At 68.7% G+C, this 17,564-nt stretch carries 16 protein-coding genes and 1 riboswitch; of the genes, 10 read left to right on the top strand and 6 right to left on the bottom strand.

The window, feature by feature from the left end:
* Positions 1–119 precede the first annotated feature (119 nt).
* From ctaC to ACWD02_RS00315, 4 genes are all read left to right on the top strand, one after another.
* Complete coding sequence (gene ctaC, locus ACWD02_RS00330) at positions 120–1,082, top strand: aa3-type cytochrome oxidase subunit II (RefSeq protein ID WP_451202813.1); 963 nt, start codon at positions 120–122, stop codon at positions 1,080–1,082.
* Positions 1,079–2,815: an aa3-type cytochrome oxidase subunit I gene (ctaD, locus tag ACWD02_RS00325; RefSeq protein ID WP_451202809.1), complete on the top strand. Its 1,737-nt coding sequence runs from the start codon at positions 1,079–1,081 to the stop codon at positions 2,813–2,815. The genes ctaC and ctaD overlap by 4 nt, the downstream gene beginning before the upstream one ends.
* Positions 2,812–3,210 carry a cytochrome c oxidase subunit 4 gene (locus ACWD02_RS00320; RefSeq protein ID WP_363208294.1) on the top strand — a complete coding sequence of 133 codons (399 nt, stop codon included), beginning with the start codon at positions 2,812–2,814 and terminating at the stop codon, positions 3,208–3,210. The genes ctaD and ACWD02_RS00320 overlap by 4 nt, the downstream gene beginning before the upstream one ends.
* A gap of 134 nt (positions 3,211–3,344) precedes the next feature.
* Positions 3,345–4,592, top strand: a complete 1,248-nt coding sequence (locus ACWD02_RS00315; RefSeq protein WP_451202805.1) for an Ig-like domain-containing protein — start codon at positions 3,345–3,347, stop codon at positions 4,590–4,592.
* A gap of 60 nt (positions 4,593–4,652) precedes the next feature.
* On the opposite strand, the gene ACWD02_RS00310 is transcribed toward ACWD02_RS00315, so the two are convergent.
* A complete protein-coding gene (locus tag ACWD02_RS00310) occupies positions 4,653–5,054 on the bottom strand; it encodes a hypothetical protein (protein ID WP_451202803.1) in 402 nt (133 codons plus the stop codon).
* Between the two features lie 178 nt (positions 5,055–5,232).
* Here ACWD02_RS00310 and ctaE point away from each other — a divergent pair, with 178 nt between their 5' ends.
* From ctaE to ACWD02_RS00280, 6 genes are all read left to right on the top strand, one after another.
* The gene (gene ctaE / locus ACWD02_RS00305; RefSeq protein ID WP_363208291.1) at positions 5,233–5,853 is read left to right on the top strand and encodes an aa3-type cytochrome oxidase subunit III; all 621 of its coding nucleotides are present in this window, start codon (positions 5,233–5,235) and stop codon (positions 5,851–5,853) included.
* A gap of 81 nt (positions 5,854–5,934) precedes the next feature.
* Positions 5,935–6,744 carry a cytochrome bc1 complex diheme cytochrome c subunit gene (qcrC, locus tag ACWD02_RS00300; protein WP_451202801.1) on the top strand — a complete coding sequence of 270 codons (810 nt, stop codon included), beginning with the start codon at positions 5,935–5,937 and terminating at the stop codon, positions 6,742–6,744.
* Entirely contained in the window at positions 6,741–7,796 is a 1,056-nt protein-coding gene (qcrA, locus tag ACWD02_RS00295) for a cytochrome bc1 complex Rieske iron-sulfur subunit (RefSeq protein WP_451202799.1), read from the top strand. Before qcrC ends, qcrA begins: the two co-directional genes overlap by 4 nt.
* Positions 7,793–9,424 carry a cytochrome bc1 complex cytochrome b subunit gene (gene qcrB / locus ACWD02_RS00290; RefSeq protein ID WP_451202796.1) on the top strand — a complete coding sequence of 544 codons (1,632 nt, stop codon included), beginning with the start codon at positions 7,793–7,795 and terminating at the stop codon, positions 9,422–9,424. The genes qcrA and qcrB overlap by 4 nt, the downstream gene beginning before the upstream one ends.
* A gap of 152 nt (positions 9,425–9,576) precedes the next feature.
* Positions 9,577–10,641 (top strand): anthranilate phosphoribosyltransferase, encoded by a 1,065-nt coding sequence (gene trpD, locus ACWD02_RS00285; protein WP_451202794.1) that lies wholly within the window; start codon positions 9,577–9,579, stop codon positions 10,639–10,641.
* Between the two features lie 74 nt (positions 10,642–10,715).
* A riboswitch (SAM riboswitch) is annotated at positions 10,716–10,832 on the top strand.
* Positions 10,833–10,998: 166 nt separating this feature from the next.
* The gene (locus tag ACWD02_RS00280; RefSeq protein WP_451202791.1) at positions 10,999–12,411 is read left to right on the top strand and encodes an aminotransferase class V-fold PLP-dependent enzyme; all 1,413 of its coding nucleotides are present in this window, start codon (positions 10,999–11,001) and stop codon (positions 12,409–12,411) included.
* Here ACWD02_RS00280 and ACWD02_RS00275 read toward each other — a convergent pair.
* The 5 genes from ACWD02_RS00275 to ACWD02_RS00255 form a co-directional block, all read right to left on the bottom strand.
* Positions 12,363–13,571, bottom strand: a complete 1,209-nt coding sequence (locus ACWD02_RS00275) for a glycerate kinase family protein (protein WP_451202789.1) — start codon at positions 13,569–13,571, stop codon at positions 12,363–12,365. The genes ACWD02_RS00280 and ACWD02_RS00275 overlap by 49 nt on opposite strands.
* A gap of 31 nt (positions 13,572–13,602) precedes the next feature.
* Entirely contained in the window at positions 13,603–15,015 is a 1,413-nt protein-coding gene (locus tag ACWD02_RS00270) for an SLC13 family permease (RefSeq protein WP_451202786.1), read from the bottom strand.
* A 90-nt stretch (positions 15,016–15,105) separates the two neighbouring features.
* Complete coding sequence (locus ACWD02_RS00265; RefSeq protein WP_451202784.1) at positions 15,106–15,768, bottom strand: response regulator transcription factor; 663 nt, start codon at positions 15,766–15,768, stop codon at positions 15,106–15,108.
* Positions 15,765–17,282 (bottom strand): ATP-binding protein, encoded by a 1,518-nt coding sequence (locus tag ACWD02_RS00260; protein WP_451202782.1) that lies wholly within the window; start codon positions 17,280–17,282, stop codon positions 15,765–15,767. The genes ACWD02_RS00265 and ACWD02_RS00260 overlap by 4 nt, the downstream gene beginning before the upstream one ends.
* Positions 17,209–17,550: a small secreted hydrophilic protein gene (locus ACWD02_RS00255; RefSeq protein ID WP_451202779.1), complete on the bottom strand. Its 342-nt coding sequence runs from the start codon at positions 17,548–17,550 to the stop codon at positions 17,209–17,211. Before ACWD02_RS00255 ends, ACWD02_RS00260 begins: the two co-directional genes overlap by 74 nt.
* Positions 17,551–17,564: the final 14 nt, after the last annotated feature.

Raw genomic sequence — 17,564 nt, 5'->3', positions numbered from 1 at the left:
GCGTCCAGTAAGGTTTGGCCCGCATAAACATCCAAACCCCTGCCCGCCGCAGGGCGGCGACCGACGACCGAGAAGGCCGCACCCGACCGCGCGGGCCGAGACTCTCGGGAAGGCGCTACGTGAGTCCCAACGGCTCCGACCGCTCGTCGCGGCGCCCGATGCGGCGGAAGCTGCCGCAGGTGCTGACTGCGGGCCTGATCTTGGCAACCGCGACCGGTTGCACATACAAGGACTTTCCCCGCCTTGGTATGCCCACCCCCGTAACGGAGGAGGCTCCTCGGATCCTCTCCCTCTGGCAGGGCTCGTGGGCGGCAGCGCTCGCCACGGGCGTGCTGGTCTGGGGTCTGATCCTGTGGAGTGTCATCTTCCACCGGCGCAGCCGCACCAAGGTCGAGGTACCTCCGCAGACGCGTTACAACATGCCCATCGAGGCGCTCTACACGGTGGTGCCCCTCATCATCGTCTCGGTGCTCTTCTACTTCACGGCACGTGATGAGACGAAGCTCCTCGCTCTCGAGGACAAGCCCGCCCACACGGTCAACGTGGTCGGCTACCAGTGGAGCTGGGGCTTCAACTACATCGAGGACGTGCCGGGTTCCGACAAGGGAGACGCGAAGTCTGCCAAGGAGCTGGAGGCCATCCCGGACAAGTTCCGTGATGCGTTCCCGTCCAACGCCGGTGGCGTCTACGACGTCGGTACGCCCGGCCAGCGGAACCCGCAGAACGGCAACCCCGGCCCGACCCTCTGGCTCCCCAAGGGCGAGAAGGTCCGGTTCGTACTGACTTCGCGTGACGTCATCCACTCCTTCTGGGTGGTGCCGTTCCTCATGAAGCAGGACGTCATCCCGGGCCACACGAACGCCTTCGAGGTGACTCCGAACAAGGAGGGCACCTTCATGGGCAAGTGCGCCGAGCTCTGCGGTGTCGACCACTCCCGGATGCTCTTCAACGTCAAGGTCGTTTCCCCCGAGCGCTACCAGAAGCACCTCGAGGACCTGGCGAAGAAGAACCAGACCGGTTACATCCCGGCCGGCATCGAGCAGACGAAGCACGAGAAGAACCGGGAGACGAACAACCTGTGAGCATCCTCAACGAACCTCAGGGTGCCGCGGCAGCAGAAGACTCGTACGAGGACGAACTGCCGGTACGGCGCAAGCAGCCGGGCAACGTGGTGATCAAGTGGCTGACGACCACCGACCACAAGACCATCGGCACGCTCTACCTGGTCACGTCGTTCGCGTTCTTCTGCATCGGCGGCGTCATGGCGCTCTTCATGCGCGCCGAACTCGCTCGTCCCGGCTCGCAGCTCATGTCGAACGAGCAGTTCAACCAGGCGTTCACGATGCACGGCACGATCATGCTGCTGATGTTCGCGACGCCGCTGTTCGCCGGATTCGCGAACTGGATCATGCCGCTGCAGATCGGCGCGCCCGACGTGGCGTTCCCGCGGCTGAACATGTTCGCGTACTGGCTGTACCTCTTCGGCTCGCTCATCGCGGTGGCCGGCTTCCTCACCCCGCAGGGTGCGGCCGACTTCGGCTGGTTCGCCTACTCCCCGCTGTCGGACGCCGTCCGCTCGCCGGGCATCGGCGCCGACATGTGGATCATGGGTCTGGCCTTCTCCGGCTTCGGCACGATCCTCGGTTCGGTCAACTTCATCACCACGATCATCTGTATGCGTGCTCCTGGCATGACGATGTTCCGGATGCCGATCTTCGTGTGGAACGTCCTGCTGACCGCGGTTCTGGTCCTGCTGGCCTTCCCGGTTCTGGCCGCCGCGCTGTTCGCCCTTGAGGCGGACCGTAAATTCGGCGCCCATATCTTCGACGCGTCCAACGGCGGCGCGTTGCTGTGGCAACACCTCTTCTGGTTCTTCGGCCATCCAGAGGTGTACATCATCGCGTTGCCATTCTTCGGAATCATTTCCGAGGTCATCCCGGTCTTCTCCCGTAAGCCGATGTTCGGCTACATGGGTCTGATCGGCGCGACGATCGCCATCGCGGGTCTCTCCGTGACCGTGTGGGCGCACCACATGTACGTCACCGGTGGCGTGCTCCTACCGTTCTTCTCCTTCATGACGTTCTTGATCGCCGTGCCAACGGGCGTGAAGTTCTTCAACTGGATCGGAACGATGTGGAAGGGCTCACTGAGTTTCGAGACACCGATGCTCTGGGCCGTCGGCTTCCTGATCACCTTCACCTTCGGTGGTCTGACCGGCGTCATCCTGGCCTCGCCGCCGATGGACTTCCACGTCTCCGACTCGTACTTCGTGGTCGCGCACTTCCACTACGTCGTCTTCGGCACCGTGGTCTTCGCGATGTTCTCCGGCTTCCACTTCTGGTGGCCGAAGTTCACCGGCAAGATGCTGGACGAGCGGCTCGGCAAGATCACCTTCTGGACGCTGTTCATCGGCTTCCACGGCACGTTCCTGGTGCAGCACTGGCTGGGCGCCGAGGGCATGCCGCGTCGTTACGCGGACTACCTCGCGGCCGACGGTTTCACCGCGCTGAACACGATCTCGACGATCTCCTCGTTCCTGCTCGGCCTGTCGATCCTGCCGTTCTTCTACAACATCTGGAAGACGGCCAAGTACGGCAAGAAGATCGAGGTCGACGACCCGTGGGGCTACGGCCGTTCGCTCGAGTGGGCGACGTCCTGCCCGCCGCCGCGGCACAACTTCCTCACCCTGCCGCGGATCCGTTCCGAATCCCCGGCGTTCGACCTGCATCACCCTGAGATCGCGGCTCTCGACCAGCTCGAGAACGCCGATCACGGTGGCAAGGCGCTCGCGGGCGGCAAGGAGGCCGGCAAGTGAAGGTCCAAGGCAAGATGTTCATCTGGCTGAGCGTCTTCGTGCTCGTCATGGCGATCGTCTACGGCTGGTGGTCCAAGGAGCCGGCGGGTACGACCGCGCTGTTCCTGGCGTTCGGCCTGTGCATCATGATCGGCTACTACCTGGCCTTCACGGCCCGGCGTGTCGACGCGGCCGCACAGGACAACAAGGAGGCCGACGTAGCGGACGAGGCCGGCGAGGTGGGCTTCTTCAGCCCGCACAGCTGGCAGCCGCTCTCGCTGGCCATCGGTGGCGCGCTCGCCTTCATGGGCGTCGTCTTCGGCTGGTGGCTGCTGTACTTCTCGGCCCCCATCCTGATGATCGGCCTCTTCGGCTGGGTCTTCGAGTACTACCGGGGCGAGAACCAGACCCAGTGAGTCTGTGACCTCGCGCTCCACCGAAGGGCCCGGACACTCCGTCAGGAGCGTCCGGGCCCTTCGGCGTGTCGCGCTTGACACTCGTACGGGTCACTCGGCGCGCCGGAGCCCGGGAACGTCCATACCGTGAGTTCATGAGCCACTCACCGCGAATCCGCACGGTACTGAGCTGCACCATGCTGGTGGCCGCCCTCGGGGTGGGAGCCACGGCGTGCGGCAGCTCCGACGGCCATCCGCTCTCGGCGAAGCCGTACGACGCGGCAGGCCAGATCGCCTTCAACGGCCCGGTGGGCAGTCAGAAGGCGGATCCGGACAAGCCCTTGGAGGTCACCGCCCAGGGCGAGGACGGGCGCATCACCGATGTGACGGCCACCGACGCGCAGGGGCGGTACGTGGCGGGTGAACTCGCCGCCGACGGCGCCCGTTGGCACAGCACGGAGCCTCTCGCGGCGGGCGCGCACTACACGGTGCGGGTCAGCACGGAGGACGAGGAGGGCTCGCCGGGCCGCAAGGTCCTGACCTTCGACACGAACGAGGCGGCCAAGAAGAAGCGGCTCGACGTCACCTTCGGCCCCGAATCGGGCAAGTACGGGGTGGGGCAGCCGGTCACGGCCAAGCTCAGCGCCAAGGTGAAGGACAAGAAGGCCAGGGCCATCGTGGAGCGCTCGCTGAAGGTCGAGACGCAGCCCGCCACGAAGGGCGTGTGGCACTGGGTGGACAGCAAGACGCTGCACTACCGGCCCAAGGAGTACTGGCCCGTGGGCGCCACCGTCAACGTCCGGAGCAACCTCGCGGGCATCAAGGTCCGCGACAGGCTCTGGGGCGGTGAGGCCAAGCCGCTGCGGATGACCATCGGCGACCGCATCGAGGCCGTCACGGACGCCGGCTCGCACTGGATGACGGTCTACCGCAACGGCGAGGAGATCAACTCCATGCCGGTGACGACGGGCAAGCCCGGCTACTCCACGCGCAACGGCGTCAAGGTGGTGCTGGGCAAGGAGTACTCCGTACGAATGACCAGTGCCAGCATCGGCGCATCGGACTTCTACGACAAGATGGTCTATTACGCGACGCGGGTCACCGATTCCGGTGAGTACGTGCACGCCGCCCCCTGGTCGGTCGGCTCGCAGGGGAACGCGAACACCAGCCACGGCTGCACGGGCATGAGCACCAGCAACGCCGCCTGGTTCTACGAGACCGTCCGGCAGGGTGACATCGTGCGGGTCGTCAACAGCTACGGCGCGGACATGGACCCGTTCGGCAACGGCTTCGGCGACTGGAACGTCGACTGGAAGAACTGGCGGGACGGCAGCGCGCTGCTCGGCGGCGCCAAGGAAGGCCCCACGGCGCTCGACGCGGCCCGGCTGCGGCCGCAGGTCTAGCGGCTCCGCAGAACAGCACAGAAGGCCCCGTGCCGAGGCGCGGGGCCTTCTGCCGTGGCGTCAGGCCTGGACGGCCAGCTTCTCGCGCAGGAGGGCGGCCAGGGAGTTCGCGAACTCGACCGGATCGACCGGAAGGGTGACCGCGGCCTCCGCGCGGCTCCAGGTGGCCAGCCAGGCGTCCTGCGGGCGTCCCATGAGCAGCAGGACGGGCGGGCACCGGAAGATCTCGTCCTTGAGCTGACGGCAGACCCCCATGCCGCCGACGGGAGTGGCCTCGCCGTCCAGGACGCAGACGTCGATGCCGCCCCGGTCGAGTTCCTTCAGCACGGCGGGCAGCGTCGCGCACTCGATGAACTCGACCGCGGGAACGTCCGCCGCCGGCCTGCGTCCGGTGGCCAACCGGACCTGCTCGCGGGTGCTCGCGTTGTCGCTGTAGACCAGCACCGTGGCGGTCGGCTGCATTGTTCCTCCGCTTCGTTGAGGGCATTCGGCCGGGGACCGATGCGCGGATGCTACCTCTCCGGACACCCCGTCAACAGCGGTTCGGACAGCCCTTCGATGGGCCATACGGGCAGGACACACCCCGCAGACACTCCGAACGGCACCCCCCGGGGTGAGGGCGGGATAAGCGACCGACATAATGTCGGTCGTGGCGACAGCAACGACAGTAGATACCGGGCACGCGCACCCGCCGGTCAATCGGCCGAACCTCACCAGCGTCGGAACCATCATTTGGCTGAGTTCCGAGCTGATGTTCTTCGCGGCCCTCTTCGCGATGTACTTCACCCTGCGATCGGTGACAGGACCTGAGCACTGGAAGGAAATGGCGTCCGCGCTGAACTTCCCGTTCTCGGCGACGAACACCACGATCCTGGTGCTCTCCTCTCTCACGTGTCAGCTAGGCGTGTTCGCCGCTGAGCGTGGTGACGTGAAGAAGCTCCGGATGTGGTTCATCGTCACCTTCATCATGGGTGCGGTCTTCATCGGCGGTCAGGTCTTCGAGTACACCGAGCTGGTCAAGCACGAGGGCCTCTCGCTCTCGTCCGACCCGTACGGATCGGTGTTCTACCTGACCACCGGCTTCCATGGCATGCATGTGACAGGCGGTCTCATCGCCTTCCTGCTGGTCCTCGGCAGGACGTACGCGGCCAAGAGGTTCACCCATGAGCAGGCGACCGCAGCCATCGTCGTGTCCTACTACTGGCACTTCGTCGATGTTGTCTGGATCGGTCTCTTTGCCACGATCTACATGATCAAGTAAACGGGGCCGGGCCCGCCGGGCCCGACGTTCCGACTCATTCCAGAAGCATCGACGCAGAAGATCCTGACACCGGGGTAATCCGTGAAAAAGCTCTCCGCACGACGACGCCACCCGCTGGCGGCGGTCGTCGTCCTACTCCTCGCGCTGGCGGCCACCGGGGGGCTGTACGCCGCGTTCGCACCCGCGGACAAGGCGCAGGCCGACGACACCGCCCAGTCCCTCGCCATCGACGAGGGCAAGAAGTTGTACTCCGTGGGCTGCTCCAGCTGCCACGGAACCGGCGGTCAGGGGTCCTCCGACGGTCCTAGCCTGGTGGGCGTCGGCGCAGCCGCCGTCGACTTCCAGGTCAGCACCGGCCGTATGCCGCTCCAGCAGCCGGGCGCCCAGGCGCCGAAGAAGAAGGCCATCTACAACCAGGCCCAGATCGACCAGCTCGCGGCGTACATCGCCTCGCTGGGCGCTGGCCCGACCATCCCCACCGAGAAGCAGTACAGCCCGGACGGGGCGGACATCGCCAAGGGTGGCGAGCTGTTCCGCACCAACTGCGCGCAGTGCCACAACTTCACCGGTGAGGGTGGCGCGTTGACGAAGGGCAAGTTCGCTCCTTCGTTGGAGGATGTCTCCCCGAAGCACATCTACGAGGCCATGCAGACCGGCCCGCAGAACATGCCGTCCTTCCCCGACACCGTGATGCCGGAGAAGAACAAGAAGGACATCATCGCGTACCTCGACGCGGTCAACGGCGAGCAGACCGAGAGCCCTGGCGGTCTCAAGCTGGGTGGCCTGGGTCCGGTCAGTGAAGGCCTGTTCGGCTGGATCTTCGGTCTCGGCACGCTGATCGCGGTCGCCGTGTGGGTCGCCGCTCGGACCGCAAAGGCCAAGAAGTCATGAGTAGCCAAGAGAAATCAGAAGAGAACCTGCCCAGCGTGCAGGAGACCGAGCACGGCTCGGTGGCCGTCGCGGACGAGAACCCGTTCGCCGACCCGGGCCTTCCGCCCCACGAGCACCGTGTCCAGGACATCGACGAGCGGGCCGCCAAGCGGTCCGAGCGTGCGGTCGCCTTCCTGTTCACGCTGTCGATGCTGGCCACGATCGGCTTCATCGCCTCGTACGTGGCCTTCCCGGTCGACAAGCGCGTCTACATCTGGCCGATCGGTCACATCAGCGCGCTGAACTTCTCCCTGGGCATGACCCTGGGTATCGCGCTGTTCTGCATCGGCGCGGGAGCGGTCCACTGGGCCCGCACCCTGATGTCCGACGTGGAGGTCGCCGACGAGCGACACCCGATCGAGGCCGAGCCCGAGGTCAAGGCCAAGGTCATGGCCGACTTCAAGGCCGGTGCCGCGGAGTCGCAGTTCGGCCGGCGCAAGCTGATCCGCAACACGATGTTCGGCGCGCTGGCCATGGTGCCGCTCTCCGGCGTCGTCCTGCTGCGTGACCTCGGTCCGCTGCCGGAGGACAAGCTGCGGCACACCCTGTGGGCCAAGGGCAAGCTGCTCGTGAACATGAACACGAACGAGCCGCTGCGTCCCTCGGACATCCAGGTCGGCTCGCTGACCTTCGCCAAGCCCGAGGGCCTGGAGGAGCACGATCACGACTTCCAGAAGGAGATCGCCAAGGCGGCCCTGATGATCGTCCGGATCCAGCCGGACAACATCAAGGACAAGCAGGAGCTCGAGTGGTCGCACGACGGTGTCGTCGCGTACTCCAAGATCTGCACCCACGTCGGCTGCCCGATCTCCCTGTACGAGCAGCAGACGCACCACGTCCTCTGCCCGTGTCACCAGTCCACCTTCGACCTCTCCGACGGTGCCCGAGTGATCTTCGGCCCGGCCGGTCACGCGCTGCCGCAGCTGCGCATCGCCGTGAACGAAGAGGGCTACCTCGAGGCGCTCGGCGACTTCGCTGAGCCCGTCGGTCCTGCTTTCTGGGAGCGCGGATGAGCACTAAGACGACTGAGACGCGCAAGAAGGAGGCGCCCGCCGGAGAGCGGGTCGCCGACTGGGCCGACGGACGTCTGGGGATCTACTCCCTGGCCAAGGCCAACATGCGCAAGATCTTCCCGGACCACTGGTCCTTCATGCTCGGTGAGATCTGCCTCTACAGCTTCATCATCATCATCCTCACGGGTGTGTACCTGACCCTGTTCTTCCACCCGTCGATGAACGAGGTGGAGTACCACGGCAGCTACATCCCGCTGCAGGGCCAGCTGATGTCCGAGGCGTTCAACTCGACCATGCACATCAGCTTCGATGTGCGCGGTGGTCTGCTGATCCGGCAGATCCACCACTGGGCGGCGCTGATCTTCCTCGCGGCGATGTTCGTGCACATGATGCGCGTCTTCTTCACGGGTGCCTTCCGCAAGCCCCGCGAGGTCAACTGGGTCTTCGGGTTCCTGCTGTTCGTCCTGGGCATGTTCACCGGCTTCACCGGTTACTCGCTCCCCGACGACCTGCTCTCCGGTACCGGTGTGCGCTTCATGCAGGGCGCCGTCCTGTCCGTGCCGATCGTGGGCACGTACCTGGCGATGTTCCTGTTCGGCGGGGAGTTCCCCGGCGGCGACTTCGTGGCCCGGTTCTACTCGGTGCACATCCTGCTGCTGCCGGGCATCATGCTCGGGCTCGTGGTGGCGCACCTGATCCTGGTCTTCTACCACAAGCACACCCAGTTCGCGGGACCCGGCAAGACGAACAAGAACGTCGTCGGCATGCCGCTGCTGCCCGTCTACATGGCGAAGGCCGGAGGCTTCTTCTTCCTGGTCTTCGGTGTGATCGCGGCCATCTCGGCGATCGCCACGATCAACCCGATCTGGGCGCTCGGTCCCTACCGTCCGGACCAGGTCTCCACCGGAGCGCAGCCCGACTGGTACATGGGCTTCTCCGAAGGCCTGATCCGTGTCATGCCGGGCTGGGAGATCAACGCCTGGGGTCACACGCTCGTCCTGGGCGTGTTCATCCCGCTGGTGATCTTCCCGCTGGTCCTGGTCGCCATCGCGGTCTACCCGTTCATCGAGTCCTGGGTCACCGGCGACAAGCGCGAGCACCACATCCTGGACCGCCCGCGCAACGTCCCGACCCGTACGGGCTTCGGTGTCGCGTGGATCACCTGGTACATGGTGCTGCTGATCGGTGGTGGAAACGACCTCTGGGCCACGCACTTCCACCTGTCGATCAACGCGATCACCTGGTTCGTGCGCATCGCCTTCTTCGTGGCACCGGTCCTCGCCTTCATCATCACCAAGCGGATCTGCCTGGGTCTGCAGCGGCGTGACAAGGACAAGGTCCTGCACGGACGCGAGTCGGGCATCATCAAGCGCCTGCCGCACGGTGAGTTCATCGAGGTCCACGAGCCGCTGGGCCAGGAGCAGCTGCACACGCTCACCGCGCACGAGCAGTACGCGCCGCTCGAGATCGGCCCCGCGGTCGACGAGAACGGCGTCGAGCGCAAGGTGTCCGGTTCGCAGAAGCTCCGGGCCAAGCTCAGCAAGGGCTACTACGGGGAGGACAACCAGATCCCCAAGCCCACCACCGAGGAGTACAAGGAGATCACGAGCGGCCACGGCCACCACTGATCCCTGAAGCTCTGACGTATCGAAGTTCCGACCCAGGTCGCCACGGCGAGAGCCCCGTCCCATGCATCCAGTGCATGGACGGGGCTCTTTGCCGTCCCCGGAGCTGGATAAGGTGTTCCTGTCCTACGTCTGAACGAACCCAGGAGCGGCAGATGAGCGCTGTGACCCCCGCAGGAGGCGACACCGCGGCGGCCCGTTCCTGGCCCGGTGTACTGAACGGCCTGCTCGACGGCCGCGACCAGAGCGCCGAGGACACGGCCTGGGCCATGGACCGCATCATGCGCGGCGAGGCGACCGACGCGCAGATCGCGGGTTTCGTCGTCGCCCTGCGGGCCAAGGGCGAGACCGTGGACGAGATCTCCGGCCTCGTCCGCACGATGTACGAGCACGCGAACGTGATCGAGGTGCCGGGGCGGACCGTCGACATCGTCGGCACCGGCGGTGACGGAGCCAAGACCGTCAACATCTCCACGATGTCCGCGATCGTGGCCGCGGGCGCGGGCGCGAAGGTCGTCAAGCACGGCAACCGCGCCGCATCCAGCGCCTCGGGAGCCTCCGACGTCCTGGAGAAGCTCGGGGTGAACCTGGAGCTGCCGCTGCATCGCGTCGTCGAGGTGGCCGAGGAAGCCGGGATCACCTTCTGCTTCGCCGTGAAGTTCCACCCGGCGCTGCGGCACGCGGGCGGGGCGCGCAGCCAGTTGGGCATCCGGACCGTCTTCAACGCCCTCGGTCCGCTCACCAACCCGGCCAAGGTGCGGGCCCAGGCGGTCGGCGTGGCCGACCCGAGGATGGCGCCGATCGTGGCCGGGGTCTTCGCCGAGCGCGGGCACTCCTCCCTGGTCTTCCGCGGCGACGACGGTCTCGACGAGCTGACGACCACCTCGACCTCCCGGGTCTGGGTGGTGCGGGACGGAGCCGTGCGCGAGGAGGCCTTCGACCCGCGGGACGTCGGCATCGACCTCGTCCCCGTCGAGGCGCTGCGGGGCGCCGACGCCTCGTACAACGCCGAGGTGGCGCTGCGCCTCCTGGACGGCGAGAAGGGCCCTGTGCGGGACGCCGTCCTGCTCAACACGGCGGCGGCCCTGGTGGCCCTCTCGCCGGGCGAGGGGACCCTGGTGGAGCAGATCGGCGCCGGCATCGCGAAGGCGGCGGAGTCGATCGACTCCGGGTCGGCGAAGAAGGCCCTCGAGCTGTGGGTGGCGGCCAGCAACAGGTGAGTGTGGCGCCCACCGCAGTCCGGCATCCGGACTGCGGTGGGCACCGAGAAGATCGTGTGGCAAGATGCTGCGCAGGTCATGAGTGACAGCGATTAGGCCCCGGCTCGCTGTCCGGCAACCCTCCGTCCGTGGCGGGGTGCCCCGGGTGAAGACCAGGCCGTGGACAGCAAGGTCCATGGCAAGCGCGGACCCCTGCGAACAACCCTGGGGTCCTGGTCCTCAAGGGAGCAGTCTCGTGAGCAAGCGAATGCGATAGGGCTTTCCGGCCCCTTTTCCGCACCCCCTTTTTCTTCTTCACTGCGGCGCCGTACGCGCGCTCTCGCAGTGAACTCGCCTGCCTTCCCACGGGAGTTCGCCATGTCCGCACGCTCTGTCGCCACCACCGAAGCCGTCTCCGCCGAGTCCGTCTCCGCCGAGTCCGCCGACCCCTGCTGTGCCGCGCCGCTGCCGGTGCTCGGCCGTGACGTCACCGTGCCGCTCGTCACCGGCGGCGAGGTGACCTACGCCGCGCTCGACTACGCGGCCAGCGCCCCGGCCCTGCAGCGGGTGTGGGACGACGTGGCCGCCTACGCGCCGTACTACGGCAGCGTGCACCGCGGTGCCGGGTACCTCTCGCAGCTCTCCACCGACCTCTTCGAGAACAGCCGGGTCACCGTCGCCGAGTTCCTCGGCTGCCGCGAGGACGACCAGGTCGTCTTCACCCGCTCGACCACCGACTCGCTCAACCTGCTCGCCGCCGCGCTGCCCGCCGACTGCCAGGTCTTCGTCTTCGAGACCGAGCACCACGCCTCGCTGCTTCCGTGGCGCGACGCCCGCGTGACGTACCTGAACGCCCCGCGCACCGCCGACCAGGCCGTCGCCACCCTGGAGCGCGCCCTCGCCGACCGCGACCCCTACGGCCCCGCCCTGGTCTGCGTGACCGGCGCGTCGAATGTCACCGGTGAGCTGTGGCCGGTCAAGGAGCTGGCCGCCGCCGCTCACGCGCACGGTGCCCGCATCGTCCTGGACGCCGCGCAGCTCGCGCCCCACCACCCGGTCTCCATCGCTGAGCTGGACGTCGACTGGGTCGCCTTCTCCGGCCACAAGCTGTACGCGCCCTTCGGATCGGGCGTCCTCGCGGGCCGCTCCGACTGGCTGCGGGCGGCCGAGCCGTACCTCGCGGGCGGCGGCGCGTCGCGGAAGGTCGCGCGGCGTACGGACGGCGGAGTGGACGTCGAGTGGCACGACACCGCGGCGCGGCACGAGGCCGGTTCGCCGAACGTCATCGGCGTGTACTCCATCGCCGCCGCCTGCAAGGCGCTGACCGAGGCCGGCTTCGACGAGCTCGTCGCCCGTGAGCGTCACCTCATCGCCAAGGTCCGCGAGGGCCTCGCCGAGGTGCCCGCCGTGAAGGTGCTCTCGCTCTTCGGCGACGACGCGCCGCGCGTCGGTGTCATCTCCTTCGTCGTGGAGGGCTGGAACAGCTCGCACTTCGCCGCCGCGCTCTCCGCCGAGTACGGCATCGGCGTACGCGACGGCCTCTTCTGCGCCCACCCGCTGGTGCGCACCCTCCTCGGCAGCGACCCGCAGACCCAGGGCGAGTGCGGTGCCCCCGAGGCCGCGCCCGGCGAGAAGTCCCTGAACGCGATCCGCGTCAGCTTCGGCGCGGGCACCCCGGACGAGCACGTGGAGCGTTTCGTGCGCGCCGTCAAGGAGCTCGTGGCGGACGGCGCACGCTGGAACTACCGCACCGAGGACGGGCGTTGCGTGCCGGACACCAACGCCGCCTGAGCCTTGGACCGTCCCCTCAGGCGTGACCCCAGGACGATCATCCGCAGGGCTCGTTCGGTCGCGTCGGTGAGGAACTCGCCACCACGGCCGAGCGCCTCGGTGAGCGAGACCGGCGCGGGCAGGATCGCGCTGTAGGCGTCCACACCCTCCGCCCGTACGTGGTGGGCGCCCTGGCCGATGGTGCCCGCGAGGACCAGGACGGGGCGGCCGAACAGCTTGGCCCGGCGCGCCACCTCGGCCGGCACCTTGCCGCGGGGCGTCTGGTGGTCGAGGGCGCCCTCGGCGGTGACGACGAGGTCGGCGCGGGCCAGGCGGGCGTTCAGGTCCAGGTGGTCGAGGAGGACGTCGAAGCGGGGGAGCAGCTGGGCGCCGAGTGCCGCGAGTCCTGCTCCCAGGCCGCCGGACGCGCCTGTTCCGGGGCCGAGGGCGAGGTCTCCCGTGGCGTGCAGGTCGCGGGTCAGGACGTGCGCCCAGTGTTCGAGGCCCGCCGCCAGCTGTTCGACCTGCGTGGGCGTCGCGCCCTTCTGGGGGCCGAAGACGCGGGCGACACCGCGCTCGCCGGTCAGGACGTTGAAGGGGTTGCAGGCTACGCGGATCTCGGTGTCCCGCAGGCGGGGGTCGAGGCCCGAGGGGTCGATGCGGCTCAGCCGGGTCAACTCCCGCCCGCCACGCGGCAGTTCCCACCCGTCCCCGTCCAGGAGCCGGGCGCCGAGTGCCTGCAGCGCCCCCGCGCCCCCGTCCGACGTGCCGGAGTCGCCGCAGCCCACCAGGATGCGGCGGGCGCCCGCGTCGAGTGCGGCACCGATCAGTTCGCCGACGCCGTACGTCGTCGTGGCGCCCGGGTCGCGCAGATCACGGGGGACGAGCGAGAGCCCCGCCACGGCCGCCATCTCCACGACCGCCGTGCCGTCCGGGAGCAGCGCGAAGTGCGTGCCGATCCGCTGGCCGACGGGGCCGGTGGCGGGCAGCGCGACCAGACGGCCGCCGCCCGAGCCGGCCAGGGCGCGCGCGGTGCCCTCGCCGCCGTCCACCAAGGGGATCAGATCGGTTTCGGCGTGCGGGACGACGCGGCGTACTCCTTCGGCGATGGCCTCGGCCGCGGACTGCGCGGACAGGGACTCCTTGAAACCGCTGGGGGCGATGGCGAAGTGGGTCAGCACGTGGGTCTCCAGAGTGGATGCGACAGCGGGATCAGCGGACGGGTACGCCGAGCAGCGGCCAGAGCGCCACGGCGAAGAGCAGGACGAGGGCGGCGGTCAGCGGTGCCAGGACCGCGGAGAGGCGCAGCAGGTCGCGCGGGGTGTAGGTGGGGGTGCCCGGGATGTCGGCGAAGAGCGTGACGGGCTTCGCGGAGGCGGGCAGGGTGTGGCAGAAGCCGGCGGCGGCCGTGGAGGCGAGCGCGGCGGCGACCGGGTTGACGCCCGCGCCGACGGCCGCCGCGACGACCAGCGGGACCAGGACGGACGAGCGGGCGGAACGGGACTGCAGGACCAGGTGCGCGGCCGTGCTGACCGCCACCACGAGGGCCAGGAAGAGCCAGGGCGGCACATCGAGGGGGACCCCGCCCACCAGCCACTTGGCCGCCCCCGACTCGGCGAGCGCGACGCCCATCGCCATCGTCGCCGCCATAAAGAGCAGCAGCGCCCAGGGCACGGTCTTCAGCGCGTCCTTGAGGCGTACGGTGCCCAGGGCGGGGGACGAGGCGACGACCGCCCCGATCAACGCGACGACGGCGGGCGGGACTTGGTGCAGCGGCTCGCTGCACCACAGGGCGACGACCGTGGCGAGGAGGAGCGCGCAACGGGTCTCGGCGGGCTCCCAGGTCCCGGTCACCGGCTGCTCGCTGTGCTCCTGGAGCTGTTCGACGGTGATGTGCACCGGGCCCTGGCGGTCGGCCCGCCGCGTCGTCGTCAACAGGACCGCTTCCGCGGCCAGATGGGAGGAGGCGACGGCGAGCGGGAGGCCGAGCAGCATCCACTGCGTGAAGCCGATCCGCTCCCCGGTGGCCTCCCACAGCACGGACACCGTGATCAGATGCGCGCCCGCGCCGATCAGGGTCGCGACCGCGGAGAGCAGGATCACGGTCGGGAACAGCAGCGCGAGCATCACCACGAGGCGTTTGCGGTCGGCGAGTACCTTCGCGAGCGCCAGGAAGACCGGCAGCGCCAGCGCGGCGCGGCCCGATGTGGCGGGCACCGCGAAGGCCGTCACGACCAGGGCGGCCGTCGTCAGATGCGTCAACTGCCGTACGCTGCGCGCCCCGCTGACCAGAAAGGCCGCCGCCCGGCCCGCCAGACCACTGCGGGCGACCGCGGCCGCCAGCACGAAGGCGCAGATCAGCAGCCAGACCGTCTCGTCACCGAGGGTGCCGAAGAGCGTGTCGCTGCTGATCACCCCGGTCGCGGTGAGCGCGAGCCCCGCGCCAAGCGCGATGTACGTGTCGTCGATCGGGGTGCTGATCCACGCGCAGGTCGCCAGGGCGAACACGCCGAGGGTGAGCCGTGCGTCGCCGCTCAGGCCGGGGAAGTTGCCCGGCACCAGGAGCAGCGCGCACAGGCTCAGCGCGACGCAGAGGGTGATGGCTTGGCGGGGATTCAGGGTCACGCACTGAGCCTCGGGGACGGGCGTGAGCCCTCAATGAGCCGTGGATGAAAGGAAATTCACCCGGGAGGGCGCGAGGCGAAACGGCGCCCTTCACCCCGGCAGGCGGTACCCCATCCCGCGTACCGTCTCCACGCGCTGCGCGCCCAGCTTCTTGCGCAGCGCCCGGACGTACACGTCCACGATGTTGGACCCGGGGTCGAAGTCGTACCCCCACACGTGCGACAGGATCTGCTCCCGCGAGAGGACCTGCCCGGGATGGCGCAGGAAGAGTTCGAGCAGCACGAACTCACGCGCCGTCAGGTCCACCGTCCGCTCGCCCGAACGCGCCCTGCGCGTACGCAGATCCAGCGTCAGGTCCCCGCCCCGCAGTACCGTCACCTCCGGCGCCCCCGCCGCCGTACGCAGCCTCAGGCGCACCCGCGCGAGCAGTTCCTCGAAACGGAACGGCTTGGTCATCCAGTCGTCGGCGCCGCCTTCGAGGCCCGCCACGGTGTCGCGGACCGAGTCGCGCGCGGTCAGCACGATGACCGGTGTGCTCACGCGGGCCTCGCGCAGCTGCCGCAGGACCGTGAAGCCGTCCTTGCCCGGCAGGCCGATGTCCAGGACGACGAGGTCGAAGCCGCCGGTCAGGGCGTAGTCGTACGCGGCGTCGCCGTCGCCGACGACGCTGGTGGTGAAGCCGTTGGCGCGCAGGCCCTTCTCGACGAAGGAGGCGATGCGTTCCTCGTCCTCGACGATGAGAATCCGGTTCATGTCAGTCCTGGTTCCTGTTCTCGCAGTACTTCTCGCAGTACGAGCACGAAGGTGGCGCCGCCGCCTTCCGTGGGCCGCAACTCGACCTGGCCGCCGTGTCCTTCGGCGATCGCCCGCACGATGGCGAGCCCGAGACCGGCGCCGGTGGCGCGGGCACCACGCCGTGCGGTGCCGCGCCGGAAGCGTTCGAAGATGACCGCGGCGTCCTGCGCCTGGACGCCGGGCCCGCTGTCGGCGACGTACAACTCGATCCGGCCCGCCGCGCTGCGTGAGCCGATGCCGATGCGCTGGCCGGGGACGGTGTGCTGGACGGCGTTCTGGGCGAGCTGCACCATCGCCTGGGTGATGCGCTGCGGGTCGAGACCGGTTTCTCCGTCGGCCACTTCGGCCAGCTTCCAGTCCCGGTCCCCGAGCGCCCGTGCCTTGACGAAGACGTCCGCGGTCAGCTCGGCGAGCTGTACCGGCCGCGCGGTGACGAAGTCGGGCCGCTCGGCCTTGGCGAGGAGCAGGAGGTCCTCGACGATGCGGCTCATCCGGTCGAGCTCCTCCATGACGATCCGGACCGTCTCCTCCCGTTCTCCCGGGTCGTCGCCCATCAGCTCCAGATGACCGCGCACGATGGTGATGGGCGTGCGCAGCTCGTGGCCCGCGTCGTCGACGAACTCGCGCTGCGCGGCGAACGCGCGCTCCAGGCGGTCCAGCATGCCGTTGAAGGTCTCGGCGAGCGCCGCGATGTCGTCCCTGCCCTGCACCGGGATGCGCTGGGTCAGGTCCTGTTCGGTGAGCTGCGCCGCGGTCGTGCGCACCAGGCGTACGGGCTTGAGGATGCGGCCCGCGACCGCCCAGCCGATGCCGGTCGTCATCAGGAGCGCGACCCCGGAGATGGCGAGCAGCATCGTGAACACGTCGCCCGCCTTGGCCTGTTCGCCCTCCGGGTGGAAGGCGACGACGAACGCCGCCGCCGGATGTCCGGCGCTCGCGGCGATCTCCACCTTGGCCCAGCGGACCTCGCCCCGGTCGCGGTGCAGCGTGCCGGTCGCGTCGGGGGAGTCGAAGACCGTGCGCAGCGCGGCGGGGTCCTCGGCGAGCGGATGGTCGATCCGCTGCTCGCGCGCCTGCTCCTTCTTGGCGGGCGGTTTCCCGGAGCGGCCGACCAGACCGAGCAGTTCCTCGTCGGGGTCGGCGTACTGCCGGGAGAGGAAGAGCCGCAGAAGGGGGTCGGGCGCGGTGAACTTCCGGCCCGTGTGCGGATCGACGCCTTCCCGCGCGAGGTTGGTGAACTCCCCCGTCTCCTGGGCGAGCAGCCGGTCGATGCGGTGGTCGACGTCGCGCAGCAGGACGGAACGCGTGGTGGCCGCGACCGCGGTGAGCGCGACGGCCATCACCACGAGCAGCCAGAGCAGGATGCGGACACGGGCGGATATCCAGCGGTGCGGGCGCTCAGCCGTCGTCACCGGGACCGTCGTCGTCGTTGTCGCCCTGTCCGCTGCCGTCGTTGCCGTCGTCGTCGTCATCGCCCGTGGAATTCTCGCTCACCGGCGGCGGGGACACCGTCTCGTCGCTCGGCGTCGGCCGGGGCGTGGTGGGTTTCCCGGACGGCGACGGAGGCGACGAGGGAGCCGACGACGAGGACGACGAGGACGGGGTGCCGCTCTCCAGTTCCACCTTGGGCGGGGCCTTGGGCGGTTCGGGGCTGTCGGTCAGGGCGTAGCTGGTCGCGGCGATGCCGAGGGGGATCGCCACGACGGCGGCCAGGGCGGCCATGCGGTGGGAGAAGACCATGACGGTGAGCGTGC

The sequence above is a fragment of the Streptomyces sp. NPDC002853 genome (genome assembly GCF_053591915.1).
The sequence above is the reverse complement of the archived record's forward strand: the minus strand, read 5'-3'. Positions and strand labels throughout refer to the sequence as shown.

Excerpts from the sequence above, each read along its gene's own strand:
- ctaE (WP_363208291.1), top strand. The coding sequence starts at position 5,233 with ATGTCGGTCGTGGCGACAGCAACGACAGTAGATACCGGGCACGCGCAC.
- ACWD02_RS00280 (WP_451202791.1), top strand. The coding sequence starts at position 10,999 with ATGTCCGCACGCTCTGTCGCCACCACCGAAGCCGTCTCCGCCGAGTCC.
- trpD (WP_451202794.1), top strand. The coding sequence starts at position 9,577 with ATGAGCGCTGTGACCCCCGCAGGAGGCGACACCGCGGCGGCCCGTTCC.
- ACWD02_RS00255 (WP_451202779.1), bottom strand. The coding sequence starts at position 17,550 with ATGGTCTTCTCCCACCGCATGGCCGCCCTGGCCGCCGTCGTGGCGATC.
- qcrB (WP_451202796.1), top strand. The coding sequence starts at position 7,793 with ATGAGCACTAAGACGACTGAGACGCGCAAGAAGGAGGCGCCCGCCGGA.
- ACWD02_RS00265 (WP_451202784.1), bottom strand. The coding sequence starts at position 15,768 with ATGAACCGGATTCTCATCGTCGAGGACGAGGAACGCATCGCCTCCTTC.
- qcrA (WP_451202799.1), top strand. The coding sequence starts at position 6,741 with ATGAGTAGCCAAGAGAAATCAGAAGAGAACCTGCCCAGCGTGCAGGAG.
- ACWD02_RS00260 (WP_451202782.1), bottom strand. The coding sequence starts at position 17,282 with ATGACGACGACGACGGCAACGACGGCAGCGGACAGGGCGACAACGACG.
- ACWD02_RS00315 (WP_451202805.1), top strand. The coding sequence starts at position 3,345 with ATGAGCCACTCACCGCGAATCCGCACGGTACTGAGCTGCACCATGCTG.
- ACWD02_RS00310 (WP_451202803.1), bottom strand. The coding sequence starts at position 5,054 with ATGCAGCCGACCGCCACGGTGCTGGTCTACAGCGACAACGCGAGCACC.